Origin of the sequence: Haloplanus sp. CK5-1 (genome assembly GCF_037201915.1) — an archaeon.
Classification (GTDB): Archaea; Halobacteriota; Halobacteria; order Halobacteriales; family Haloferacaceae; genus Haloplanus; species Haloplanus salilacus.
Genome location: NZ_CP147505.1, coordinates 1,320,428 through 1,344,430 on the forward strand (window position 1 = coordinate 1,320,428; position 24,003 = coordinate 1,344,430).

The window sequence follows — 24,003 nt, forward strand, 5'->3', positions numbered from 1 at the left end:
GCCCATGGAACGGCCCTGCGTTCGCGTGCCGCGGGAGGCCGGCGAGCGAACCCGTGAGACGCTCGCGGCGGCCGACCTCGTCGACGAGGCACACGAGATCGTCGTCGACGACGGCGACATCTACCTCCCGGTGACCGATGCCGACGCCGCCGAGAGGGAGGGATACGATGTCGTCTACCGCGACGTACCGACACACGACACCCAGCGAACCCCCGCGGATCTGCTCGGCTTCGATCCCTCCTACGAGCGCCTCGGCGACGTGGCGATCCTCGACGAGGACGACCCCGATCGGGCACGGCGGATCGCCGACGCCATCCTCGACTCCGACCTCCCCGTCCGCGCGGTGCTCGACCGCGCCTCGAAGGTGAAAGGCGACCTCCGGGTGCGCGACTGGACCGTCCTCGCCGCCGAGGACCGGGACGGTCGACCGCCGACCGAACTCGTCCACCGCGAGTACGGCTTCGACTACCTGCTCGACCTCTCGACGGTGTACTTCTCGCCGCGCCTGGCCACCGAGCGCCACCGCGTCACCGAGCAGACGGCCGAGGACGAACGCGCCGTCGACATGTTCGCCGGCGTCGGCCCCTTCGTGATCCCGATGGCTGCCCGGGGCGCGACCGTCGTCGGCGTCGACCTCAACCCAACAGCGATCGAGTTCCTCCGGGAGAACGCCCACCGGAACGGCGTCGAGGAACGCGTCACCGCGATTCAGGGTGACGTGCGCGACGTGGCCGCCGACCACGCCGACGCCGCCGACCGAATCGTGATGAACCTCCCCCACAGCGCCGACGACTTCCTCGACGCCGCCGCCACCCTCGCCGGCGACGACTGTGTCCTCCACTACTACGACATCCAACACGAGGACGACCCGTTCGGTCCCGGGGAGCGGGCGATTCGGGAGGCTGCGACCGGATACGACGTCGACGTGGAGACGCGACACGTCGTCCGATCCTACGCCCCCCACGAACTCAACGTCTGTCTCGACGTCCGGCTGTCGCGGTAGCGGGGCGTTTCGGAACCCTTATTTGAACGATGGCAGTACGAACGAGTGCGCGCCGGTGTAGCTCAGCTGGCAGAGCGATTCCTTCGTAAGGAATAGGCCGAGGGTTCAAATCCCTCCACCGGCTCTTCTGACCGAACGACGTGAGACCCAAGAGCCCCGTGTGGGGGATTTGAGCCGGACGTGATTCATAATCTCCGGGGTTCTCGATGTGGGGGATTCCACTGGGGCGGTTCCGGAGTCGTCCGTCGGCGTGTAGACGTGGAGGAGAGGGCCGCCGTTCGGTCGGTCCCCGATGTTCGTGAGTACCCACGACCGCCGACGAACGTGACGTGGTCGCCGACCTCGAAGTTAGTCGTCCTGCACTACCGACTCGACGATTTCGATCTCCTCGTCGGTCAGTCCGTAGAGGTCGTAGACGGCCTCGTCGATACGTCGGTCGGTCTTCTCGATTTTCTCGTCCAGCTCGTCAGCTCGCTCCGCAACCTCGATATAGCGCCGAAGGTCGTCAGCGACGTCGTCGGGGTCAGGGAGCGTAATTGCCTTCAACCGGTCGATGAGGGAGTTCGTCTTCGTGGCGTTGTCGCGGAAGCCCGCGAAGCCGTCGGCCTCCGCGACCGCGACGGAAACGAATGCCTCGACCAGCGCGGCCTCCTCGTCGTCGAGATCCGTGAGCGAGAAGGCTTCCCTGTAGTCGCTCTCCGTGTATCCCCACCGGTCGGTTTCGTGCTCGTCCTCGTCTTCGGGCTTGTAGCGAGCCGTAGCGTAGAGGGTGACGCGGCGGCCATCGCGCTCGGTTTGGGCGCCCCCGACACGCAGGTTCTCGTACTCCTCTGTGGTCGCGTCGAGGATGCTGGCGTCGGTCGGCTGGAAGAGACCGACATCGGGGAGGGCCGGGCCCGCTTCGTAGTTGCCGAGGTAGTCGAGGATGTTCGTATCGAGACTGTCCCGTCGTCTCCGAAGCTCACTCAATTCCGTACCGAACCGATGAAGCGCAGCGTACAGTTCAGCGCGGGAACGTTCCGTCGATTCAGCTCCGGGCGCGGCTGCCGCGTCGTAGTCCGGCACCCCCTCGGGAACGGGGAGACATATCTTCTTCAGATGGCGAGGGAAGAAATCCAAAGCTCCGGATTCGATTTCCCTAAACGTGAACGATGTTACCGAGCTGTTGAGAATTCCCACGGTTGCATACATACTGAACAGTTCACTGTACTGTCTATTCTGTCGGGACACCTCGACCTGCGATACGTCCGTCTCTCGGAGTGCCTCGTACGGGACAGCGTTCAACGTCTTCTCGTTATTATAGTACCCCTCCTCGTCGACAGCGAACATCGGTCTACCTTCCCCGATCGTCCGGGCGCCAACTATCTTCCTCGTTTCGAATAGTTCACGAAAAGCCGGTGCCTTGTGTCGCGTTGGTGAATAATCGATATACCAGTTGGAGTGAATCCTCCATCGTCCGATGTGCTTCCCTTCGATATACCGCTTCATCACCTCGTCGGGGTCGTCCGTTTCGATAAAATCGTATTTACTGTCCCCATCAGCGGTGTGGGGCTCCATCCCCTTGGAGACGTAGAACGCGTTCTGAAGCGCGACCCCCTCCGATACCTTTTCTCGTATCGACATGTTCAGCCCCTCTTCGGAGAGGGGAATCCGATATTCGTTCCCTTCGGATAGTAGATCGTATGGGAACGTATGGGTGGAGACGAACTCTCCCTCGGTTTTCGTCTCGATTGCTTCGATAGAGACGTTCTCTACGATCCCCGAATCCCCTCGTGCTACGAAGATTATGTTATCCACTTGCGCGTCTTCGAAGACGACCCGCTCGCGGAGATCGAGCACCGTCTCTAAACTCAGTTCAGACGCGAACAGTTTCCTACAGTTCTCGGCATATGCCTGCCCGCAAAACGTATCCGGAACGATCATCGATACCCGTCCGGTTCGGCGGAGTAGTTCGGACCCTCTCTCGATAAAGAGTCCATAAATATCGTAGTGTCCGGAGGCCGAGCCGTATCTAGTTCGGAGGAACTCGTCTTGCCCCAGATCCCGATTCCAAGCGGAGATATACGGTGGATTTCCGATTACGGCATCGAACCCGGCGCTACGTTGTCTGTTTCCGTTGGAGTCGTAGAATGCCACGGGGAACTCTAGCTGCCAGTGGAAGAACGATTCCTCCTCGGCCATCGCCTGCGCACTGCGGAACCAGTCTCGGTCCTGTATTGCTTCCCACGAGTCGTCCCGGAGCGCTTCGGCCATCCTCTCGTAGGCGTCACTGGGCACGTCCAGCCCGAACGCCTCGGCCGTATGGACGTTCGCCATCGCCAGCAGGCGTTGGTACAACGGGTCGCCACGGACCCCTTGGAAAGCGGCCTCCATCTCCTTGATGGCTGCCAACGACTCGTTGTCGACGGAGAGCAAGTCCTGAAACCGATCCATGACGTGTTCGAGCGCCTGCCGGCGCGCTTGGGCGAACGACTGCTGGAGGGTGAGTTGGCCATCCGCTGTCGCGGATTCGCCATCCGAAAGCACGTCTCCGACGTCGCTTCCGACCAGCGAGTTGCCCGCCTTCAGATGATGATCGAGGAACGCCAACGGCTGCTCGGCAGCGAGCGTACGGAGCCACAGCGACACCTTTGCCAACTCCACCGCGAGCGGGTTCAAATCGACCCCGTAGATACAGCGCTGGGCGACCTGCCGCCGTGCCCAGTTGATATCGCGTGATCGGTCGATGGACTCGATGCCCTGCTGTTCGGCCTGTCGCTCTTGTGCGTTGATAATCTCCCGAGCGAGGTAATCGATCGCGTTCGTCAGGAAGTGTCCGCTCCCCATCGCCGGATCGAGGACTTTCAACTCGAACACACGGTCGGCGAAGTCTTCGGCGAACTGGCCTCCACCTTCGTGTCCCCAGGGGTCCGACGCGAGCAGATCCTCGTAGACGTCGTCGACGAGCGGTTCCAACGTCTCTTCGACGATGTACTCGACGACGTACTCCGGCGTGTAGTACGACCCCGTCGCTTTCCGTTCGCCGGACCCGGTCGTGAGGTGAACGTCTCCCGCCTCGACGATCACCTCGTCACCCTCGCCGGCGGGGACGTACTCACCGTCTTCCAGCGTGAGTGGTTCGTCGGCGACGTCGAGTCGATACTCGAGGAGACCCTCGTAGATGCTCCCGAGGTGGCGGACGTCCAGCGAGGAGTAGTCGACGAAGGTTTTCCCGCCGCCGTCGCTCCGACTCCGAGTCAGCAGTTCGATTACCTCGGCGAGATGGGTATCACCCACCCGGTGATTCGCGAGGAACCGGGCTTCGGCGCTGTCGTCCTCGTCCGGATCGGTCCTGAACAGCCCACCGTTGTACGCCGGGATGTAGAGGTCCTCCTCTGGGATACTCCGCGACTTGCTCCCCTGATCGATGAGTTTGAACAGTTCGTCCAGCCGGTCCCAGAGGTCGTCCTGCCAGTCGCGATACTTCGGATTCGGACTGTCTAGTTCCTCGGCGATGTCCTGCTTGAGGGAGTTCAGGCTGTACGAGTCCTCGTAGATCTCGTTGTTCGTATCGAGCAGGTCGCGGCCCTCACTCTCGGCGTAGAGCACGAAGATGAGCCGATAGAGGTAGACGAGCGAACTGTCGTGGATGCGGTCGAGATCCGCTTTCGAGAGGTCGTTGCCCGGATACTGCATGAATCCCTCCGAGAGCACCTTGATCGCCTCGTACACGTTGTCTTGGAGGTCGTCCCCCAACTCTCGGGCGAAGACGGTGGACTCGTCGTAGACGTCGTCGAGGAAACAGTCACCGCTGGCGTCTTCGAGGAACGCGCCGTGGCGAAAGAAGAGGTAGAAGTACTTGAACTCCTCGAGGTCGCCCTGTTCGAGAACGGTCGGCAGGTCGACCTCGTAGTAGGAGTCGAGCCGGTGGCTCGTCGGAGCGTAGTAGAGCCGCCACTTCTTTCCGTCGGTGAGCACGGCCCACCGCGCCGGCGTCTCCTGCAGATAGACGTGAATCTGGTAGCTCGGATTCTCGAAGTCGCGCTCGTGGTCGCCACTCCCCCGGGTGTCGAGCGGTCGACCCCAGCGCTTGGCGTCCGCGACGGCGACGGCATCCTCGTAGAAATCGCCACCGTCCTCACGACGTTCGAACGCCCCACGAGCGGCGGCTTCGGACTCGAAGAAGCCGTAGTCGGGGCGGCGCTGGGTCCGACTGGTGCTCTCCTCGACTTCGAAGGGGATGCCCAGCTTCCGGAACATCGGCCGGATGAACTTCTCTTCGAGCTGGGATTCGTTGCGTTTGGGTGCGGTCTCTTTCTCGCGATTCCACAACGCTGCGATGTCCGCTTTCGTCTCGCGGAGTTCGTCTTCGTCGAGTTCGTCCCACGCCTCTGTCTCGGGGAGGTGCTTGTCGAGGTAGTGGTTCGAGAACAGGTCGCGATTCGTGCGGTAGGTGAGTGCCGTTGACATTATCAGTCGAGGGTGACGATGGCGAACTCTTCGGCGTCCTTGCTCTCGATGAGGGCGTGTGCGACGGCGTTGGCGTCGACGACCCCGCCGTCGACCGCGTCGTCGACAGCGACACCGAGCGTGTCCAGTTCGGGCCAGGAGGGGTCGATCCGACCGGGGTTCCCGGTTGTCTGTCCAGTTCGTTTCCCGTTCATCGGTGCTACCGGGTAGTTTCGACCGTCTCGTATAGTCTTTTCCTGGATAGGGATGAAACCGGTAGTCGTACTCACCGCATCGCTGCCCCGATCGGCCCCCGTCGGCTCGGCGAGATACGGCTCGATCGCGGAGTAGTCACTCCCCCCCCCGATTGCCGTCGCCGTCCGCACCTCTACCTGCCGTTCGGTCAAGTGGTGCGTGGCCCACGATCGCCGAAGGTCGTGACTCGACACTGCTCGCTCTCGGTCCGATCGATTGCTCCGACCGCCGCTTCCTTCACCCACTGCCGAATACCGACTTCGAAGCGTCGATCCACGGTCTCCCGTCTCTCGGCTACGTTTCCGTGAGAATCATCATGTGTTCGATACGGCCGCTGCCGGCATCCACGCAGCTCGCACGACGCCGTGGTCAGGTTGGGTCGATAGAATCGGTCAGGACAATCGAATAGGCGTGACCCATCTCACCCCGTCAGGATTCATTGCGTTCGTCGACGTAGTCCTGAATGTCCCGCATCGACTCTCTCTCCGCGTCGGTGAACCCGACCTCCTCGCCGACCTCTTTCATCCCTTTTAGAAGGCGATGGTTCTCTTCCAGACACTGTTCGAGGACTCCTATGACTTCCTCGATGGTGACGCCGTAGACCTCTTCGAAGTCGTTTCGAACCTGCGCCTCCGTGATACTGTCCTCGTCCTCGCTCATATGCTATCAACGACCGGCCAACGCAAATAAGGACACCTCGGAAACTATCGCGGAGGAGTGATTACGCAGTTGGAATCGGTACACCTCCGAACGAAGTCGCTACGCAGTGACGGACTTACTGATAGGCCGGTGTCAGGAGGTGGAGGTATCCCCGAGAGCGGATGGGGTGGATCCCTCCGACGTCGTACATCTCAGGCCACAGTTCTCGGGTGACCCGCTCACTGCCGTCAACCGGACGACCAGGGCTCCGGCGTGGCGCCTGCCACTCGACGGACGGGACCAGGCTATCGGCATCCACGACCGACGGAACGTGTCGCACCCGGTCGTGACCGTCGACGGTATACCTACGTCGAGCGCACGGCCGAGTGCAACGAGTGGTACTGGCGGACGCTCTCCGGATAACCCGGCGTCGGGGATTACGCACCCGGCTGTCGAACCGGCACACCCCCACCAGGCACGCCACGCCACCGACGTCCGCCGATCCGACACCGTCCCAGTCGACTCGCCCCAGTCTCGGACTACGCGAACGACAGCTCATCCAAACGGATAGAGAGCCGTTCCGCGGGACCGGACGCGGTGATCGACCAACCGTGAAGGGTCGCGAGCGTCCACACGTTCGCCAGCAGCATCCGGGACTCCTCGCCGGCCTCCTGTCCGTATTTGAACAGCGAGTCCGGATCGTCCGTCGAGAACGACTCGGCGTCGCTGCTGACACGAGCGCGTCGGGTTCCTCCTGTCGGACGTGGATGGTCGTCGCCCCCCGTTGGCTGGACAGCCGGAACAGGAGTCGGAAGAGTTCGGTACATCAGGTTCGTTCCCCCAAAACCTCGGTTCCGGATCCGGATTCGACCGTCAGGTCGCATTCGGGGACGGCGTCGCCCCGAGCCGATTCGAGGAGAGGACGGAGTCGCAGCGGTTCCATCTCCGTGATCGGCGTGCCGTACCGCAGGATTGCGATCAGATCGTCGGTAACGACGTTGATCCGCTCGGCCGCGATGATCACCGTCCGGAGGGTGTCGGCTCGGTCGGCCGATCCGTCGGCGTCGGATGGGCCGCCCTCCGTGCCGAGGCGCTCCAGGTTCCCGATCAGGATCGCGAGCGGATTCCGCATCTCGTGGGCGATCGCCTCGGTGACGTCCTGGATGTGTTCGGTCTGTCGCTGGAGGCGACGGCGCTGCTCCTCGAGGTCGGTCACGTCGGAGAGGATGACCGTGTAGCCGACCGTCTCCGCGCCGACCGAGACCGGTTCCCGGTCGACCTGGTAGGTTCGGATCCCCGTTTCGAGTGGGAGTTCGACGGTCGTCCCGTCGGCGTCCGCCAGCTCGGGGAAGACGTCGGAGAAGGGGTCGCCGACCCGCTCGGAGAGAGCCGAGACGGGCTCCATCGCACTGTGGTTGTAGTCTACGATCCGGTCGTTCCGGTCGGTGACGAGGATGAGACCGGGGAGCCGGTCGAGCAACTGGCGGCTGGCGGGCGTGTGGACGGCGAAGAACTCCTCGCGGGCGACGGTCACGACGCCGACTGCGAAGATCGCCGCACCGACCGGCTCGTAGTACAAGAGGGGTATGCTGTTCGGTCGCCACGCAACCACCAACTGCGGTACGGCCGGTAGTCCGATGGCCGCCGTGAGGAGACTCAGCCGGACCGTACCGTAGTTCGAGCGATGGTACCTTTCGAACAGCAGGTACAGTCCGACACCGGCAGCGACGTACGCGAGCGTCGTGACGAGCCAGTACAGTAGGCCGACGCTCGGCGCGAAGTGGACGAACGGCTCGGCCGAAACCGCCGGCTCGAAGTACGCCCGATGGAACGGGTCGGTCAGTTTGAGCGTGACGACCGAACTGACGAAGCCGACGGCGGCGAGTTGCAGTCGTGTGTCGAGATGGTAAGAGTGACCTGCGTAGGCCGAACAGAACCACAGCCACACGACCACGGTGGAGATGCCGACGACCAGTCCGAAGACGTAACTGGCGTACATCACCGCCTCGGAGACTGGCAACAGCAAGGGGACCGTCGCGAGAGCCCACAGCCCCGTCGTGACCAGAAAGACGGTCAGGGGGCGGCGGATCAGCGACGTTTCGAACGACTGGATCCGGTGTGCACTCCAGAAACAGCCTCCCGCGGCGACGGAGAAGAGCGCGACGAAAGCTGTATTTAAAATAGTTATCACACGGACCGATGTGGGTCGTAGTACCTTAACATGTCGAACGACGTGGTGAAAATTGACGGTTATGGAACGGGATCCGACGCCGGACGGATCGGGTCGAAAACGGCGAATCGGCCCACACGCCGTGTGGTCGATCCGACCGGACCGACTTTGATCAGTACACCTACGGTCTCACGGGAGCGACCAGCATCCGGACACCGGCACGTCACGTGCCGATCAGAGGTGCCAGGATGAAACGGAACCGCTCGGTCGTGCTCGCCGTCGTCGTCAGCACGTTCTTCGTCGGGTTCGGCGGGGGTGTGGTGTTCCCGATACTGCCGAACCTGGGGTCGATCCTCGGTATCTCGCCGTTCCTCGTCGGAGTGATCCTGAGCGCCAACCGCTTCACCCGCATCGTCGCGAACGCCCCAGCGGGATCGCTCGTCGACCGAGTCGGGACGCGTGGACCGCTGATCGCAGGCCTGTTCGTCGAGGCCGTCGCGACGCTCGGATACGTGGTGGCCATCGGGTCGTCGGCCCCCGAGTCCTGGTTCGTCGCCGCGCGGGTAGTGTGGGGCGTCGGAAGTGCGGTGGTGTTCGCCACCGCCTACACCATCGCCGCCGACGTGAGCGACGGCGACTCGCGGGGGACGAGCATGGGCGTCGTCCGCGGGGGGATCACCCTGGGGTTCCCCGCCGGCCTCGTGCTGGGCGGCGTCGTGAGCGACCTCTACAGCGTCTCGACGGCGTTCGTCGTCGCCGCCGGGTTCGCACTGGTGGCGAGCGCCGTCGCCTACGCGATGGTGCCCGAGACACACGTCTCCGGTCGGCGGACCGCCGTCCGGCCGTGGGAACTCGACACGACGCCGTCGACGCTGGCGGTCGGGCTCGTGAACTTCGGGCTGTTCTTCGCGTATCTCGGCGCGCTGTTCGCGACGCTAGTCCTGTTCGTGGAGGCGAAAGGCATCGGGATCTGGGGGTACGGTCCGCAGGCGATGTCGGGGCTGTTGATGGCGATCACCGTCCTCTCCGCCGCGGGGTTCATGCTCGGCGGCGGAAAACTGAGTGACCTCCACGGGACGCGACTCCCGACCCTCTTCGCCTTTCTCGGGGTCTCGTTCGTCGGCTTTCTCGCACTCGCGTTCGTCGACTCGCTTCTCCCCCTCGTCTTGGCCTGCGTGTGTATCGGAGCCGGACAGGGCGGGTCTAGCGGGCCGCTCATGGCGCTACTCGCCGACCTGACCCCCGACGAACGGATGGGGCGGGCGATGGGGACGAACAACGTCCTCGGCGACTTCGGGGGCGGCCTAGGTCCGGTGGTGACGCTGCCTCTGGTCGAACACGCCGGGTTCGCACCGATCTACGCCGCCTGTGCGGTCGTTCCGCTGGTGGCCGGAGCCGTCCTCCTCGGGAGCCTCTACACCGAGACAGTCGACGGGTGACCGCGCGCCGAACGGCCGGGAGAAGACCGGGCAGTCGGTCAGGACACCCGAATCGCGTCGCCGGAGCAACCGGACGGCGGCGAGGGGAGTTCCGGTTCGAGCGACAGGACCTGGACGACGACCGATCCGTTCCGTTGGCCCACGACACCACCTCGGAGGTGGATCCGCTCGCCGACGTACGACCGCTACGATCGCGTCGTGAATGCGGCCGTCCAAGTTTCGAGAAAGCGGGGGCTCGGACGGTCGTCGCGGGACGGGACCGGCACCGACGGTGGCCCTCCGGTGGACGGGCCACACGGGGGGCCGTCGGCATCGGATCGCAGTCGGACGGGTGGCATGTCGCGTGACTCGGGGACGCCTCGGCACCCGAGCGGTCAAGTATCTGTCATGGTACTAAGTAAAGCTTCCCATCAATTTTGCCACGAACGAAACCATCCCGATCCGGGGGCGGCGCCACGACACGACGATCAGTCGTCCGACGGCGGTTCACTCCGGTCGAGCAGGCTCACGACACGACCGAGTTCGGTCGCGACCACGCGGCGTTCGAGGAGCGAGACGCCGGCGACGACGATACAGAAGCCGACGACGGTGGCGAGCGTAACGGGTTCGCCGAGGAGGAGCCACCCGGTGAGCGCGGCGAACAGCGGGACGACGTAGGCGACCAGGTTCGTTCGGACGGGGCCGATCCGCCGGATGAGCGTGAAGTAGATGGGGTAGGCGACCGCAGTCGCGGGGACACCAACCACGAGGACTGAGAGGGCGAGCGCCCACGTCGTCGGCGTTCCGGCGGCGGACTCGCCGAGTCCGTAGCTCCACGCGTGGAGGAGGGTCGCGCCGAGCGCCATCGCCCACGCGGTCAGGGGGACACTGTCGAGGGTCGCGTCGATCCGGCGCATGAGCACGCTCCCGACGGCGATACCCGCCGCGGCGGCGAGGACGTACAGTTGCCCGAGGGTCGACCCGGCCGTGAGCGTCTCGGGTGACGGCTGGACGATGACGACGACCCCAACTAGGCCGAGACCGATGCCGACGACGCCACGGGCGTCGAGTCGCTGGCCGAGCAACACGACGGCGGCGGCGGGCGAGAGGATCGGGTTGAGGCTGTACATCACGGACGCCGCCGCGGGCGTGATCGTCCGCTGTCCGAGAAAGAGGAGGCCGTTGTTCACCGCGACGATGGTGACGGCACCGACGACGAGACCGGCGAGGTCCGCCCGACACCGGGGAACCCACGCGTCGTGTCGCCACGCCGCGTACAGCAGGAGGAGCGGAGCGGCCACGTCGAAGCGAAGCGCCGCGAAGAAGACCGGCGGGAGCGTCTCCAGACCGGCCTTGATCGCGACGAACGAACTGCCGAACAGCGCCCCGAGGAGGACGAACAACCCTGCGTTCCGGTATCGGCCGAGGGACACGGTGATCCGTAGCCCGCGGGACGGGTTGGGTGTGTCGATCCGCGGCGGTCCGGGGGTGGGCTTAACCGCCCTCGACCCTCCCGTCGAGTCGTGACCGACGACCGCCAGCGGTGGAACGAGAAGTACAGCACCGACGACGAGTTCGAACTGCCGGAGGAGCCGATCCCGGCACTAGCGCGGTGGATCGACACCCTCCCCGAGGGCCGCGGGCTCGACGTGGCGACGGGGACCGGCCGGAACGCGCGGTATCTGGCCAGCCACGGCTACGACGTCGACGCGGTCGACGTCTCCGACGAGGCGCTCGACCGCGCCGCGGCGGCGGCGGAACGCGAGGGGGTCGAGGGTGTGACGTGGATCCGGTCGGACATCGACGACTTCGCGTTCGAGCGCTCGACGTACGACGTGATTACGGTGAGTTTCTTCGCCGCACTCGACCACCTCCCGGATCTGAAGGAAGCGCTTTCGCCCGGCGGCGTCCTGATCTACGAACACCACCTGCGGTCGACCGACCCCATCGACCTCGGCCCGTCGACGGATCGCCACCGATACCGATCGAACGACCTGCTGCGTGCGTGTCTCGATCTGACGATACTCGACTACCGGGAGCGGATGCGAACCGACGACGAGGGACGGACGCTGGCGGTGGCGACGCTGATCGGTCGGAACTCGACCGGGGGTCGGCAGTCGTATCCACCGGAACTGGACGGGAGCGGGGGCGCGTAGCCGGTCAGCCGTCTACGCCCTCGTTCTCGTACTCGTGGTCCAGCAGCGTCGAGAACGGCACGTCCTCGGTGACGGCGTCGGCCGTCGCTTCGAGAACGACCGGCGGCGCGACGCCGGCGTCGACCGCCTCGACCCACCGACCGACACAGACACACCACCGGTCGCCGGGGTCGAGTCCGGGAAAGTCTAGTTCGGGGCGCGGTGTCACCAAGTCGTTGCCGCGCCGACGCGAGAACTCGAGGAACGCCTCGGTCATCACCGCACAGATCTCGTGACGCCCCCGATCCGACTCCAGATGGCGACAGCAGCCGTCGCGGAGGTAGCCGGTCGCCGGATCGGTGCTGCAGGGTTCGAGGTCGGTCCCCAGCACGTTCGATTCCGATTCCGGGTCTACGTCCGGATCCGTGACCATGGACGGGATACGGGTGTCGACGGGGAGAAAGTTGGGGGACCGGATCGGATCGATTACGCCGGGCGTTCGGCCGACAGCGCCTCGTCGGCCTGGGTCGCCTCGTGTTGGACGAGGTAGGCGCGGTCGTCGCTGAACGCGGCGGCGGCTTCGAGGGCTGCCTCGGTGCCGATCTGTCGAAGCGCCCACGCCGCCGCGGCGCGGACCTCGTCGTTCTCGTCGGCTTCGAGTACGTCCGCGAGGGGGTCGACGGCCCGCGTGTCACCGATGAGGCCGAGCGCGCGGGCGGCGTAGGGGCGCACCTGTTCGTTCTCCGCGTCGAGTTGGTTCGCGATCGGTCCCGTCGCCTCCTCGCTGCCGATCTCGCCGAGCGCCTTGAACGTCACTTTCTGGAGGCCGGGATCGGAGTCGGCGTCGACGTACTCGAGCAGGGTATCGACGGCGTCCTCGGCGGCCATCTTCCCGAGGGCCTTGATGCCGGGCTTGTCGCGCTTGCCCGCCCGCTGGTGCATGGCGTCGAACGCCGCGTCGTCGTTCATGCGGGTGAGCGCCTCGAGACAGTGGCGTTCCATGAAGTCCGACTGGAAGCTGTCCAGCGCGAGCAGCACCATCTCGACGTTGCCCCGCTGTTCCCACTCCTTGAGTGCGGCCCACTCGGGTGGGAAATCCTTGTAGTGGCCGAGCGCGTCGTAGAAGCCCTGGGCTCGGAGCTGTTCGTGGGTTTCGAGATCGTCCCACTCCTCGGCGTCGTCGAGCCCCGCTTCGAGGGCGTCGGTGGCGTCTAAGAGTTCGTCGATGGCGTCGGCGTCGGCGTCGGCGTCGAGGCCGGCGTCCGACACGGCCTCGGCGGTGGCGTCGAGGGCATCCGCGTCACCCCCCGAGAGATCGGCGTCGAGCGTCCCGCTCGCTGCCTCGACGAACTCGGCGACGGCGGCGGCGGCCTCACCCTCGCCCGCGTCGGTCCACCGGGTGTCGGTCAGCGTCGCCGCCGCGTCCTCGACGGCGTCGACGACGTCTGTCGCGTAGGGGCCGCGGGCGGCCTCGAGGTCGTCGCGCAGGTCTTCGAGACGACTCTCGAGTTCCTCTCGGGGGTCCGGTTCGTCGTCGTCCTCGTCGTCGGGGGCCGGAAGATCGGCGGCGTCGAGGTCCTCGGCGATGCCGTCTAGCGTCCCCTCGACCGCGTCGAGGTCGGCTTCGGTTTCGGCGGCGTCGAGGTCCTCGGCGACACCATCGAGGCGCGAATCGAGGGTTTCGGCGGGTAGGTCTGTCTCGTCGTCCCCGTCGGTCATACGTTTACAGTCGTGGTGACTCTCAAAAGAGCGTTTCCATTCCGCGGCCGGTCGGCCCGCGCTCGACAACACACTTCATTCAGCAGGACCTACGGCCGACCATGCGAACCGACGACCCTCCCGTCCGATCGGTCCTCGTCGTCTACCTCCTCGTCGCGGCGTCCATCACCGGCGCGAGCGCCGCCGTCGCCCTCGAAGAACCGCGCGACGGACCGTCCGATACGGCACCCCCGGTCCGCGTGTACACCAGCGAGTCGCTCGACATCTCGGACGTCCAGCGCACCGGCGGCGGCACGATCGGGACGAACCGGACGACGTTCGTCCCCGTCGGGGATCAGGGCACGTTCAGTGTCAATCCCGAGAACGCTGACTTCGACGGCGTCGAGTCCGGATCGTACTACGCCGCGAGCGATTCCGACGAGCAAGCGGAACTGACCGTCGTCACCCCGCGGATCACCGACTTCGACGTGCGCAACGAGCGTGGGGTCGATATCGCGGGAGACACCCTCCCAGCGAACGACTTCGAGGAGGTGACGATCACCGCGGCGTACAACTTCGACGACGCCGACCGCCTCGACGTGACCGTCGACGATCCGGACGGTCTCGACCTCGCGGGGAACGCGCGAATCACCGAGAGTGGCGGGAGCGTCACGGTCGACACGAGCGGTGCCGACCCCGGCACCTACCGGATCACCGTCGAGGGGAGTGCCATCGAGGACGGATCGCGGACGGTGGAGGTGACCGTCGCCGGCGGGCCCGACGGGACGGCGACCGACACGCCGACCGCGACGCCGGCGCCCACCGCTACCGCGACGCCGACACCCACCGCGACCGACACACCGACCGCGGCACCGACGCCCACCGAAACCCCCACAGCGACGGTGACTGGTCCCCTAACCGAGACACCGCCACCGACGTCGACCCCGACCGCACCGGCCACGGCGACCCCCACAGCGACGCCGACGCCCACCGCGACCGACGGGCCGGGATTCGGTGCCCTCGTCGCGGTCGTGGCTCTCCTCGTTGGTACACACGCGGCCGTTCGGCGGCAGTGAAGTCCGTCGGGCGGGAACCGACGACAGCCCCGGCAGTATATGAGCGTCGGGGCCCGATACACCCTCATGCCGAGTCGCGACGCGGACGACGAACTGGCGGTCCTGCTCGCCGACCTGGAGCGGACGTTGACCGACCTCCGCGCGGCGGTCGACGAGGACGTGCGGCGACGACGGCGGCCACCGACCCCGGGGGAGATCCTCCGATTCACCGAAGAGTACACCATCCCGACGCTGATCGCGCTCCTCGAGGCGACGGTCCAGTCACTGGAACTGCTCCGCGCCGTGCTTCGACTCGCCGGGCCCGGGACGACGACGGCCGACCGCCTCCGCGAGCGGTCCCACGAGGACGCCCCGGACGTGGTCACGCTCCGGGACGCACTCGGGGACCTCCGGGAGGCACTGACCCGCGCGGACCTCCCGGCGGATTCGGCGGCTGGGTCGGTACTCTCCGACGCCCGAGCGCTGACCGAGGAGATCGACGACCGACTGGCCGACGCCTCGGATCGAGACGGCCGGGCCGACCGACGAGAGCCCCGAAACCGGTCGGCCGCGCCGGACGACCGCTCCGCGTGGGAGCGACGGAGCGCGCGGGATCGCTCCGAGACGGCGGGGGTCGACATCGACGTTCGTGAGGAGGGCGACGCCGGCGGCGTGAACGTCGACGAGGAATTGGCGTCGATCAAGGAGTCGATGGGGAAAGGAGAGCGCGCGGACGAGAGTGAGCGAGGGGGAGAGACCGACGACGAGGAGTCGTAACGACAGCGATCGGGACCGTGGCGGCGATCAGGTCGCGGTCGGGACGTAGGCGTCGCCGGTTCGCTCGATCAGGCCGCGCTCGGAGAGCGTCTCGAGGACCGGAAAGAGGCACATCCTCTTGATGTCCAGCGACGATTGGAGGTCGTCGACGGTCGCCCCACCCGAGGTGGCGACGAACAAGTAGACGAGTTTCGACTCCGCGGCCGAGAGGTCGTCCGGGACTGCGATGCGGTCGGTGGATCGCTCGATCGGCTGCGCCGTCATGTACGGATAACATGTTCCCGTTCTAAGTAATAAGCGCTTCCAATATATGGGGTATATTCTGCAAAGCACTAGAATGAGATTATATACTTTGGTGCAGTCGCGGGGGATCCCCCCCGGCACCGTCGGGGCCAACCACCGGAGTTACGACGTTCGCTCGCTCGCAGCGGTGATCCACCCGCGGATCCGTCCCTCGTCGATGTCGGCGTCCACGGAGAGTTCGACCGGATCGGCGTCCGCGAGGTCCTCGACGGCGTCGACACCGGCAGAGCGCAGGCGCTCGGCGTAGGCGGGGCCGATGCCGCTGAGTTCCTGCAGGTCGGTGCCGGGGTCGTCGGCTCCCTCGGCTCCCTCGGGGTCTTCGACGTCTTCGGCCGCCTCGTCCACCTCCGCGTCCTCGCTCTCGACGACCGATCGCTCGGCGAACCAGTCGGCCACCGCGGGCCAGAGATCCTCGTGGGTGGACCCCGACACCGACAGGCCGATGTGGCCCGTGGAGTACTCCATGATCTCGGTGTCGTCGCTCGCGACTCTGTCGTTGAACGGCTTACTGGCCTCCGGCGGAATGAGGTGGTCGTACTCGCCGATCACCTGCAACACCGGCATGGTGATGTCGTCAAGGTCGACCCGCTCGCCGTTCAGTTCGAGTTCGTTCCGGTAGAGTTTGTTCCCCTGGTAGATGTCCTCGAGGAACTGCCGGTAGGCGACACCGGCGACGTCGATGGAGTCGTCGAGCCACCGCTCCATGCGCGCGAAGTTCTCCACGAAGTCCTCGTCGTCGATGTTGTCGTAGAGGGTGCCGTACTTCGTGACGTAGTTGTGGACCGGGTCCATCAGGGCAAAGCCCACGTCGAGGAACTCCCCGGGGACGTTGCCGAAGGTGTCGACGATGGTCTCGGGGCTGAAGAAGTCCTCGTCGCCCCACATCTCGAGGATGCCGCCGGTGCCGTCGAAACAGAGGCCGGCCGCCATCAGCCCGAGGTTGCGGACCTTCTCGGGGTGGAGCGCGGCGTACATGACGCTCATCGTCCCGCCCATGCAGTAGCCCAGCAGGTTGATCGAGTCTTGGCCGGAGCGCTCGCGGACCTCGTCGACACAGTTGTCGATGTAGCGGTTGACGTAGTCGTGCAGCGACAGCGACGTATCGAGGTCGGACGGTTCGCCCCAGTCGATCAGGTAGACGTCGAAGCCGGCCTCGAGCATCCGGCGGATGACGCTCCGATCCGGCTGGAGATCGAGGATGTACGGTCGGTTGATCAGCGCGTAGACGAAGAGGAGGGGTACGTCGTGACGCTCCTCCTCCGGAACCAGCGGTTCGTAGTGGTGGAGTTCGAGCTTGTTCTCTCGGTACACCACCTCGCTCGGCGTCTCGCCGACTTCGACGTCGGTCATGGTCTCGAGGCCGTCCGGGATGGCTCCGACCGACTCCGTCTCGTCGGCCGCTTGCTCCCAGAGTTGGCGCTGGGCGTCCAGCGGGAATGTGAAGGGATTCATTGCTGGTCGAGCAACTCGTCGAGTTTGCCCTCGATGGCGTGCTGGCGGCGTTCGAGTTCGACGAGCCGTTCACCCACCTCGCGGACGTCGCCGACGGTGGCGAAGTTGAGCGCGTGGAGCGTCTCCTCGGAGGCCTCGTCGATGTTCTGGCGCATGTTCATCGCCTCCTCGACGGTCTGTCCGGTGGCCGCCGCGAAGGCGGTGGTCGTCATCATCTCCTTGAACGCCTCGTTTGCCGAGGAGAGCCAGATGTCGCGAAACTCCCCGGGCTCGACGTCCTCGCCCTGGAGGGAGTCGCCCATCCGCTCGAAGGACGTCTCCGCGGCGTCCATCCAGGCCTCGTAGGCCTGCATCGACCCCTCGTACCCCTCCCGGACGCGGTCCTCGGAGAGGTTGTCCTCCATGGAGTCCATCCAGGATTCGAGAAACGCCGACTGCGCGTCGAGGTTGCGGTCGAGCGCGCTCATGTACGTCTCGGTCATGCGCTCCAGAAACGCGTCCATCTGTCCGTCGTAGGTGCTGCTAGTGTTGTCTGTCATCGTGTACTGAAATATGGGTGGTCGGGGTGAAAACGCTCCGGTTACGCCGTCTGCGAGAGGTCCTCGGCGGACTCGACGGCCTCTTCGGTCGTCTCCTCCGCAGTGGCCTGGACCTCTTCGGCGGCGTCGAAGCCTTCGGCGACGAGTTCGAGCTGCATCTCGGTCAGCTCGTCGTAGGTGGCCTCGGCCTCGTCGAGACCCTCGAGGAACGACTGCCAGGCGTCCTCGTGGATCTCGTCGACGGCCTCGAACTGCTCGTCGACTGCGGCTTCGAGCTCCTCGACGGACTCCTCGGGGAGCACCGTCGCGAGGCCGTCGAGGTAGGCGTTGACGGCGCTCTTCGAGAGCGTCACGCCGCTCTGCTGGACGGACTTGGCCGACTCGAAGGAGTCGAACCACGTCTCGATGGCGGCGCGCTGGGCGTCGATACCGGTCTCGGCGGCACGGCGGCTCTGGTCGATCATCGTACGCTGCATCTCGAAGGCCGAACTGAACGGGTTGGTAGCACTCATTGTAATCACTCGGAGTTTCGTTTGACGGGGATGACGATGGTCTGCACGATATCGCCGTCGTCGATGTCGAGGGTTTCGCGCTCGGCGTCGGGAATGCTGATGCGACCCCCGCTCTGCACGCGGGTCTTGAACATCGCGGTTCCCATGCTCATCGCGCCGAGTTGCGAGAACCCGTCGAACCCGCCGCCACCGCCGGACACGAACTGCTCGAACAGCTGCATCTGGCGTTCGACCGCGTCCTCGCCGGCGTCCTGAAACGACTGGGCGAACGGCATGGGCGGCCACAGCGGCGATCCATCGTCGTCGTCTTGCGTCATCCGTACCTCTACCAACACGTCCCAGAGGCATAAGCTTTACTTTCGTTACCTCTCTATACCAATCAGAGACATTGAATGGTTACGGCCGGGTACACCCGGTGACGAAAGCGACCAGTCTTTAACCGACCACGACAAAGGACTACACAGCATGCAAGAACGCTCACCAACGCCGATGGGTGGCCTCACGGACGCGTGGCTCCAATCGGGGAAACACTTCTCGAACAGCGTCGAACACTTCTACAACAGCGTGATGGCGGCCAACCGGGCGATGCTGCCGGACGGCGACGACGGCCGCCAGCCTGCCGAATCGCCCGGTGTAACCTACTCCAAGGCCGAGTGGTCGTTCGACCACTCCGACGACGGGGATGGGATCGTCAGCGTCGGCGACCGAATCCGATTCTCGAAGTCAGTCACCGAGGAAGAGGTCGGCGTGTTCGCCGACGCCAGCGGCGACACGAACCGACTCCACCTCGACGACGAGTTCGCCGAGGGGACTCGCTTCGGCCGACGGATCGCCCACGGGACGCTCGTCTCGGGGCTCATCAGCGCTGCGCTCGCCCGCCTGCCGGGGCTGACGATCTACCTCTCACAGGATCTGCAGTTCCTCGGCCCGGTCGACATCGGGGAACGGGTCACGGCAATCTGTGAAGTCGTCGAGGACCTCGGCGACGGCCGCTACCGACTGACGACCGTCGTCGAGGACGAGGACGGCGAGACGGTGATCGACGGGGAGGCAATCGTCCTCATCGACGACCGTCCCGACGAAGACGCCTGAGGGTCAGACCGGTTCGAACCGGTAGCCGTCCCACTCTTGACTGTCCGGTTCGCGGATGCCAGCGTCGGGGTCGCGGAGCTCCTCGACGTACACCGGCCGTACCTCGTCCCCGATCGCCACCTCGTCGGAGGTGACGCCGCCGAGGGCGCGAACGGGTTCGCCGTCCACGTCGAACTCGACGATTGCCAGCGTGTTCGGTTCGCGGACGCCCGGCGGTGCCGCCATGCTCGTGGTCCAGGTGATCACCTCGGCAGTGTACTCGCTGAGGTCGACCGTCTCGACCGGTTCCTCTCCGCCCGGACCGATGGGATGACCGGGGAACGTGATGCTGCCGTCGGGGTAGCGGTAGGCTTCCATCATTAGACTGCCTCCATGAGTGTGGTGATGACACAGTTACCGAAGCCGCCGACGTTACAGGCCAGACCGGTGTCCGCGCGGTCGACCTGTCGTTTGCCGGCCTCGCCACGCAGTTGTTCGTATATCTCGTACACCTGTGCGACGCCGCTCGCGCCTAGTGGATGGCCCTTCGATTTGAGGCCACCCGAGGGGTTGATCGGGAGGTCGCCGCCCATCTCGGTGCGACCCTCCTCGACCGCCTTCCAGCCCTCGCCCTTCTCGAAGAAGCCGAGGTCCTCGCTCTGGAGGAACTCGAGGATGGTGAACATGTCGTGGAGTTCGGCAACGTCGACGTCGTCGGGGCCGAGATCCGCCATGTCGTAGGCGATCCGACTCGACTCGACGACCCCGCGCATCGTCGTCGGATCCGCGCGTTCGTGGACGACGTGGGTGTCCGTCGCGCCGCCGACGCCGGAGACGAGCACGTAGTCGTCGGTGTACTCCCGAGCGACCGACTCCGGGCAGAACATGAGCGCCGCGCTCCCGTCGGTGATGGGACAGAAGTCGTAGAGGCGAAGCGGGTCGGCCACGATGGGCGACTCCAGCACCGTCTCTAAGTCCACCTCCTTCTGGAACTGGGCGTGGTCGTTGTGGACGCCGTGGCGGTGGTTCTTCACCGCGACCTTGCCGAGGCTCTCGCGTGGCGCGTCGTAACTGTCGAGGTAGAGGCGCGCGGTCAACCCCGCGAAACTCGGCAGTGTCACGCCGTGTTTGTACTCGACGGGGTGGGTGAGCGAGGCGATGACGTCCGTCGCCTCGGGCGTCGTTCGGTGGGTCATCTTCTCGCCGCCGACGAGCAACGTCATGTCGCTCGCGCCGCTGGCGACCGACTGCCAGGCGTGTTTGACGCCGGCGCCACCGCTGGAACTCGTCTGGTCGACCCGGACGGTGTACGCTGGCATCGCGGCGAGGTCGTGGGCCAGAGCGTTCACGACCCCCGTCTGCCCCTCGAACTCGCCGCTCGCCATGTTCGAGACGTAGAGGTGGTCGACGGCGTCCGGCGCGACACCGGCGTCGTTCAGACACGCCGATCCAGCCTCCGAGAGCAGGTCGAGGACCCACCCGTCGCGCTGGCCGAACTTGGTCATCGACGCACCGATTATCGCTACGTTCTTCATAGGTTCGTTCGCGTAACCCACGGGCTTACCCTTTACTCTTGGTCAAAGCGCCAGGGTGTCGACGACGACCGCCAGCAACAGCGCGCCGAGGTAGGCGTTCGAGGCGTGGAACGCCCGGAACGCGGCCGACTCGGTGCGGTCGAGGTGGAGGCGGATCACCGCCCACAGGAACACTGCACCGAGCGCGACGGTCGTGAGGACGTACACCCAGCCGAGCGACGACCACGCGGCGAGCGCGCCCGCGCCGACGAACGTCGCGCCGAGCCACCAGAGGATGTGTTTCCGGGTCTCCGTCTCGCCACGGACCACGGGCATCATCGGGAAGCCACCGCGGGCGTAGTCGTCCTTGTACGCCAGCGCGAGGTTGTAGAAGTGGGCGGGTGTCCACAGGAAGATGACCGCCGCCAGAAGCAGGCCGCCGACGCCGACCGATCCCGTGACCGCGGCCCAGCCGATCAGCGCCGGCAGCGCGCCGGCCGCACCGCCGATGACGGTGTTCTGGACGGTGTTGGGTTTCAACACGAGCGTGTAGATCACGCTGTAGAACACGATGGCGACGAGACCGAGAACGGCGACGAGGAGGTTGACCGCGGCGAAGGCGGCGAGCGATCCGACGGTCAACAGGCCGCCGAAGGCGAGAGCGTTGCGCACCGACACCACGTCCGTCGCAAGCGGACGGTCGTTGGTCCGGGACATCCGGCGGTCGATGTCGCGCTCGAAGACGTGGTTGAACGTGCCGCTGGCCCCGATGGAGAGGACGCCACCGAGCAGCGTCAGGACGACCGTCCGCGGGGCGAGTGACGGGCCGGCCGCGAGCGCCATGCCCGCGGAGGCGACGAGACAGAGTAGCCACATCAGGCGCGGCTTCATGAGACGGAAGTACGCGTTCGCGAGCGCACGGACATGGGCGACCGGGTCGTCGGGGAGAGACGGTTGGTCACCTCCGGCGTCGTCCGGGCGTTCGGGCGGCGTGAGCGCGTCGGGGTCGGTGACGGGACCGTCGGACGGATCGCCGGTCCGTGTCTCGAGCGTCCACGCGAGCGCCGCGACCAGCCCGCCGAAGATGACGAGGCCGACCAGCAGGTGGACGGCCGGGAGCGGCGCGGCCGCGCCGGTGGTGGCGACGAGCGCACCCAGCGCGGCTTGGACGGGGTAACAGACGACGGCGACGCCGAGAGCGATCCGGATTCGGCGACTGGTGTCGCTTCGGACGGCGGCGACGCCGGCAGCGAGGACGAGGAGGCCGACGACGACGGCGGCGAGTCGGTGACCGACGACCAGTGCACCCGCGGCGGTCGTGGGGAGAGCGACCCCCGATCCACAGACCGGCCAAGCGGCACAGGTGCGTGTGGCGTCGGTGACGGCGACGGTGGTCCCGACGAGGACGAGCAGATAGACGCCCATCGCGCTCGCCGCCAAGAGTCCGGGGAAGCGCTCGGTGACGCGCGTCACGGTTCGATCACTGTCTTGGGTTTGGAAATCCCCGTATTTAGACTCCACGTTTCGTGTCACACGGGGGACCCGAGACCGTCACGGTCGACCCTATCAGTAGGTATTTACGGGGGAGATTCTAACGGCCCATAGAGCATGAAACGGTCGCGCCTCGTGCTGGCGTCGCTGCTTTCGGCGGTGGCACTCGCCCTCGCCGCCGATCCCGTGGCGGCCCAGAGTTCGGTGTCCGCAGAACTTATCAACCAGCTGAACAACAAACTGCTGTACATCGCCGTGCCGATCACCCTCCTCGTCGAGGGTATCCTCATCTACACGGTGTACCGGTTCAAGGACGCGGACGAAGCCAAGCCGACCCAGGAGAACCGTCGGCTGGAGATCACGTGGACGGTCGCCACGGCGATCATCCTGCTGTTCGTCGGTGTCGCCTCCTACGGCGTCCTCGCCAACGAGAACGTCACGTTTCAGGGAGACCAAGAGGAGATCGCTCCCGACGACGACGACGTCGTCGTCCAGATGGAGGCGTTCCAGTGGGGCTGGAGGGCGAGTTACCCACAGGAGGACGTCCAGATGTCGAGCACCGCGCCGACGGTGGTGATCCCGAAAGGACAGGACGTCTACTTCAACGTCACGTCGAGTGACGTGTTACACGCCTTCCACGTCCCCCAACTCGGTCTGAAACAGGACGCCATGCCCGGTCAGTCGAACGTCATCAAGACCGTCGCGCTGGAGGAGGGGACCTACCAGGGCTACTGTGCGGAGTTCTGTGGCGTCGCGCACTCGAAGATGTACTTCGAGATTCAAGTGGTCTCCCAGGAGGAGTACCAGTCGTTCCTCGACGAGCAGAGCGAGTCGTCGGGTGACATCGAAGCGGACGACGACGTGGTCCGCGAACACCACGAGTCGGTCGATCAGTCCGCGGTTCGGGCCTGAGCACAGCGAGACGCGGTCCGTCTTTCCTCCCCGTTCCGACCGTTCAGCACCGCCGGTCGACGATCCGGTCGACGATCCGTCCCGTCGAACAGAGTTCGTCCTCGCGTCCCTCGCGTTCGGACGCCCGCCTGACGTCGGCGTCGAGCCCCCGCGACCGGAGCGACTCCCGGAGGCGGTCCTCGTCGTGGTGTTGGTCGTGGCCGAGGACGATGACGTCCGGATCGATCCGCTCGATGGGGACGAAGATGTCTTCGGGGTGACCCAAGTGCGCTTCGTCGACGACGGCGAGGGCGTCGACCATCGCTCGGCGCTGGCGGTCCGAGAGGATCGGCGTCTCCTTGTGGGTGACGTTCCGACTCCGGGCGACGATGACGTGGAGGCGATCCCCCATCGCGGCGGCGTCCGAGAGGTAGTGAACGTGGCCGGGGTGGAGGATGTCGAACGTCCCCTGGGCGACGACTGTCGTCATGGGTCGCGGTCGAGGGCCTCCCTCGTGAGACGCGCCGCGGGGTGTCGTGGCCCCGGCCGACACAGTTGCTCGGAGACGATACGGACGACCAGGGGCGTCGGTTCGGCGGGTCCGGCGACGGATTCCGACCGGCAGAGCCGCATACACCGGGTCGGGTGCGTC

The 24,003-nt window shown here is 65.7% G+C and carries 24 protein-coding genes and 1 tRNA gene; 8 read left to right on the top strand and 17 right to left on the bottom strand.

Annotation, left to right across the window (positions count from 1 at the left end):
- Positions 1 to 4: 4 nt before the first annotated feature.
- Both NBT81_RS07035 and NBT81_RS07040 read left to right on the top strand, forming a co-directional pair.
- On the top strand, positions 5 to 1,003 hold the full coding sequence (locus NBT81_RS07035; protein WP_338742084.1) for a class I SAM-dependent methyltransferase family protein: 999 nt from the start codon (positions 5 to 7) through the stop codon (positions 1,001 to 1,003).
- Positions 1,004 to 1,054: 51 nt separating this feature from the next.
- Positions 1,055 to 1,127, top strand: a tRNA-Thr gene (locus NBT81_RS07040).
- 224 nt (positions 1,128 to 1,351) lie between these two features.
- Here NBT81_RS07040 and NBT81_RS07045 read toward each other — a convergent pair.
- The 4 genes from NBT81_RS07045 to NBT81_RS07060 all read right to left on the bottom strand — a co-directional run bounded on the left by NBT81_RS07045 (position 1,352) and on the right by NBT81_RS07060 (position 8,516).
- Positions 1,352 to 5,452, bottom strand: coding sequence for an Eco57I restriction-modification methylase domain-containing protein (locus NBT81_RS07045; protein WP_338742086.1), 4,101 nt, complete (start codon positions 5,450 to 5,452; stop codon positions 1,352 to 1,354).
- 2 nt (positions 5,453 to 5,454) lie between these two features.
- A complete protein-coding gene (locus tag NBT81_RS07050) occupies positions 5,455 to 5,646 on the bottom strand; it encodes a hypothetical protein (RefSeq protein ID WP_338742088.1) in 192 nt (63 codons plus the stop codon).
- Positions 5,647 to 6,115: 469 nt separating this feature from the next.
- A complete protein-coding gene (locus tag NBT81_RS07055) occupies positions 6,116 to 6,346 on the bottom strand; it encodes a hypothetical protein (protein ID WP_338742090.1) in 231 nt (76 codons plus the stop codon).
- Between the two features lie 805 nt (positions 6,347 to 7,151).
- Positions 7,152 to 8,516, bottom strand: a complete 1,365-nt coding sequence (locus tag NBT81_RS07060) for a histidine kinase N-terminal 7TM domain-containing protein (protein ID WP_338742092.1) — start codon at positions 8,514 to 8,516, stop codon at positions 7,152 to 7,154.
- 227 nt (positions 8,517 to 8,743) lie between these two features.
- Here NBT81_RS07060 and NBT81_RS07065 point away from each other — a divergent pair, with 227 nt between their 5' ends.
- On the top strand, positions 8,744 to 9,934 hold the full coding sequence (locus NBT81_RS07065; RefSeq protein ID WP_338742093.1) for an MFS transporter: 1,191 nt from the start codon (positions 8,744 to 8,746) through the stop codon (positions 9,932 to 9,934).
- Positions 9,935 to 10,401: 467 nt separating this feature from the next.
- On the opposite strand, the gene NBT81_RS07070 is transcribed toward NBT81_RS07065, so the two are convergent.
- Positions 10,402 to 11,346, bottom strand: a complete 945-nt coding sequence (locus NBT81_RS07070; protein ID WP_338742094.1) for a DMT family transporter — start codon at positions 11,344 to 11,346, stop codon at positions 10,402 to 10,404.
- Positions 11,347 to 11,436: 90 nt separating this feature from the next.
- On the opposite strand from NBT81_RS07070, the gene NBT81_RS07075 reads away from it, so the two are divergent.
- The gene (locus NBT81_RS07075) at positions 11,437 to 12,069 is read left to right on the top strand and encodes a class I SAM-dependent methyltransferase (RefSeq protein ID WP_338742096.1); all 633 of its coding nucleotides are present in this window, start codon (positions 11,437 to 11,439) and stop codon (positions 12,067 to 12,069) included.
- Between the two features lie 4 nt (positions 12,070 to 12,073).
- Here NBT81_RS07075 and NBT81_RS07080 read toward each other — a convergent pair whose 3' ends face one another.
- Both NBT81_RS07080 and NBT81_RS07085 read right to left on the bottom strand, forming a co-directional pair.
- On the bottom strand, positions 12,074 to 12,481 hold the full coding sequence (locus NBT81_RS07080; RefSeq protein WP_338742097.1) for a DUF2237 domain-containing protein: 408 nt from the start codon (positions 12,479 to 12,481) through the stop codon (positions 12,074 to 12,076).
- Between the two features lie 53 nt (positions 12,482 to 12,534).
- Entirely contained in the window at positions 12,535 to 13,767 is a 1,233-nt protein-coding gene (locus NBT81_RS07085; RefSeq protein WP_338742098.1) for a HEAT repeat domain-containing protein, read from the bottom strand.
- A gap of 101 nt (positions 13,768 to 13,868) precedes the next feature.
- Between NBT81_RS07085 and NBT81_RS07090 the strand changes: the two genes are divergently transcribed.
- Entirely contained in the window at positions 13,869 to 14,822 is a 954-nt protein-coding gene (locus NBT81_RS07090; protein WP_338742099.1) for a PGF-CTERM sorting domain-containing protein, read from the top strand.
- A 66-nt stretch (positions 14,823 to 14,888) separates the two neighbouring features.
- Complete coding sequence (locus tag NBT81_RS07095) at positions 14,889 to 15,578, top strand: DUF7547 family protein (protein ID WP_338742100.1); 690 nt, start codon at positions 14,889 to 14,891, stop codon at positions 15,576 to 15,578.
- A gap of 27 nt (positions 15,579 to 15,605) precedes the next feature.
- On the opposite strand, the gene NBT81_RS07100 is transcribed toward NBT81_RS07095, so the two are convergent.
- The 5 genes from NBT81_RS07100 to NBT81_RS07120 form a co-directional block, all read right to left on the bottom strand.
- Entirely contained in the window at positions 15,606 to 15,842 is a 237-nt protein-coding gene (locus NBT81_RS07100; protein ID WP_338742101.1) for a TrmB family transcriptional regulator, read from the bottom strand.
- A 141-nt stretch (positions 15,843 to 15,983) separates the two neighbouring features.
- On the bottom strand, positions 15,984 to 17,333 hold the full coding sequence (phaC, locus tag NBT81_RS07105; RefSeq protein ID WP_338742103.1) for a class III poly(R)-hydroxyalkanoic acid synthase subunit PhaC: 1,350 nt from the start codon (positions 17,331 to 17,333) through the stop codon (positions 15,984 to 15,986).
- Positions 17,330 to 17,872, bottom strand: a complete 543-nt coding sequence (locus tag NBT81_RS07110) for a poly(R)-hydroxyalkanoic acid synthase subunit PhaE (protein ID WP_338742104.1) — start codon at positions 17,870 to 17,872, stop codon at positions 17,330 to 17,332. The genes phaC and NBT81_RS07110 overlap by 4 nt, the downstream gene beginning before the upstream one ends.
- Before the next feature lie 41 nt (positions 17,873 to 17,913).
- Positions 17,914 to 18,384 (bottom strand): hypothetical protein, encoded by a 471-nt coding sequence (locus tag NBT81_RS07115; protein WP_338742107.1) that lies wholly within the window; start codon positions 18,382 to 18,384, stop codon positions 17,914 to 17,916.
- 5 nt (positions 18,385 to 18,389) lie between these two features.
- On the bottom strand, positions 18,390 to 18,701 hold the full coding sequence (locus tag NBT81_RS07120; RefSeq protein ID WP_338742109.1) for an AbrB/MazE/SpoVT family DNA-binding domain-containing protein: 312 nt from the start codon (positions 18,699 to 18,701) through the stop codon (positions 18,390 to 18,392).
- Between the two features lie 148 nt (positions 18,702 to 18,849).
- On the opposite strand from NBT81_RS07120, the gene NBT81_RS07125 reads away from it, so the two are divergent.
- Complete coding sequence (locus NBT81_RS07125) at positions 18,850 to 19,476, top strand: MaoC family dehydratase (protein ID WP_338742111.1); 627 nt, start codon at positions 18,850 to 18,852, stop codon at positions 19,474 to 19,476.
- Positions 19,477 to 19,479: 3 nt separating this feature from the next.
- Here NBT81_RS07125 and NBT81_RS07130 read toward each other — a convergent pair whose 3' ends face one another.
- From NBT81_RS07130 to cyoE, 3 genes are read right to left on the bottom strand one after another with little or no spacing between them, the layout of a single operon-like run.
- On the bottom strand, positions 19,480 to 19,833 hold the full coding sequence (locus NBT81_RS07130) for an OB-fold domain-containing protein (RefSeq protein ID WP_338742520.1): 354 nt from the start codon (positions 19,831 to 19,833) through the stop codon (positions 19,480 to 19,482).
- A 2-nt stretch (positions 19,834 to 19,835) separates the two neighbouring features.
- The gene (locus NBT81_RS07135) at positions 19,836 to 20,990 is read right to left on the bottom strand and encodes a thiolase domain-containing protein (RefSeq protein ID WP_338742113.1); all 1,155 of its coding nucleotides are present in this window, start codon (positions 20,988 to 20,990) and stop codon (positions 19,836 to 19,838) included.
- A 42-nt stretch (positions 20,991 to 21,032) separates the two neighbouring features.
- On the bottom strand, positions 21,033 to 22,394 hold the full coding sequence (gene cyoE, locus NBT81_RS07140; RefSeq protein WP_338742521.1) for a heme o synthase: 1,362 nt from the start codon (positions 22,392 to 22,394) through the stop codon (positions 21,033 to 21,035).
- Positions 22,395 to 22,577: 183 nt separating this feature from the next.
- On the opposite strand from cyoE, the gene coxB reads away from it, so the two are divergent.
- Complete coding sequence (gene coxB / locus NBT81_RS07145) at positions 22,578 to 23,372, top strand: cytochrome c oxidase subunit II (RefSeq protein ID WP_338742114.1); 795 nt, start codon at positions 22,578 to 22,580, stop codon at positions 23,370 to 23,372.
- Between the two features lie 43 nt (positions 23,373 to 23,415).
- Here the strand turns inward: coxB and NBT81_RS07150 are convergent, their stop codons facing one another.
- Positions 23,416 to 23,841 carry an adenylyltransferase/cytidyltransferase family protein gene (locus NBT81_RS07150; protein ID WP_338742115.1) on the bottom strand — a complete coding sequence of 142 codons (426 nt, stop codon included), beginning with the start codon at positions 23,839 to 23,841 and terminating at the stop codon, positions 23,416 to 23,418.
- The gene (locus NBT81_RS07155; protein WP_338742117.1) at positions 23,838 to 23,984 is read right to left on the bottom strand and encodes a hypothetical protein; all 147 of its coding nucleotides are present in this window, start codon (positions 23,982 to 23,984) and stop codon (positions 23,838 to 23,840) included. The genes NBT81_RS07150 and NBT81_RS07155 overlap by 4 nt, the downstream gene beginning before the upstream one ends.
- Positions 23,985 to 24,003: the final 19 nt, after the last annotated feature.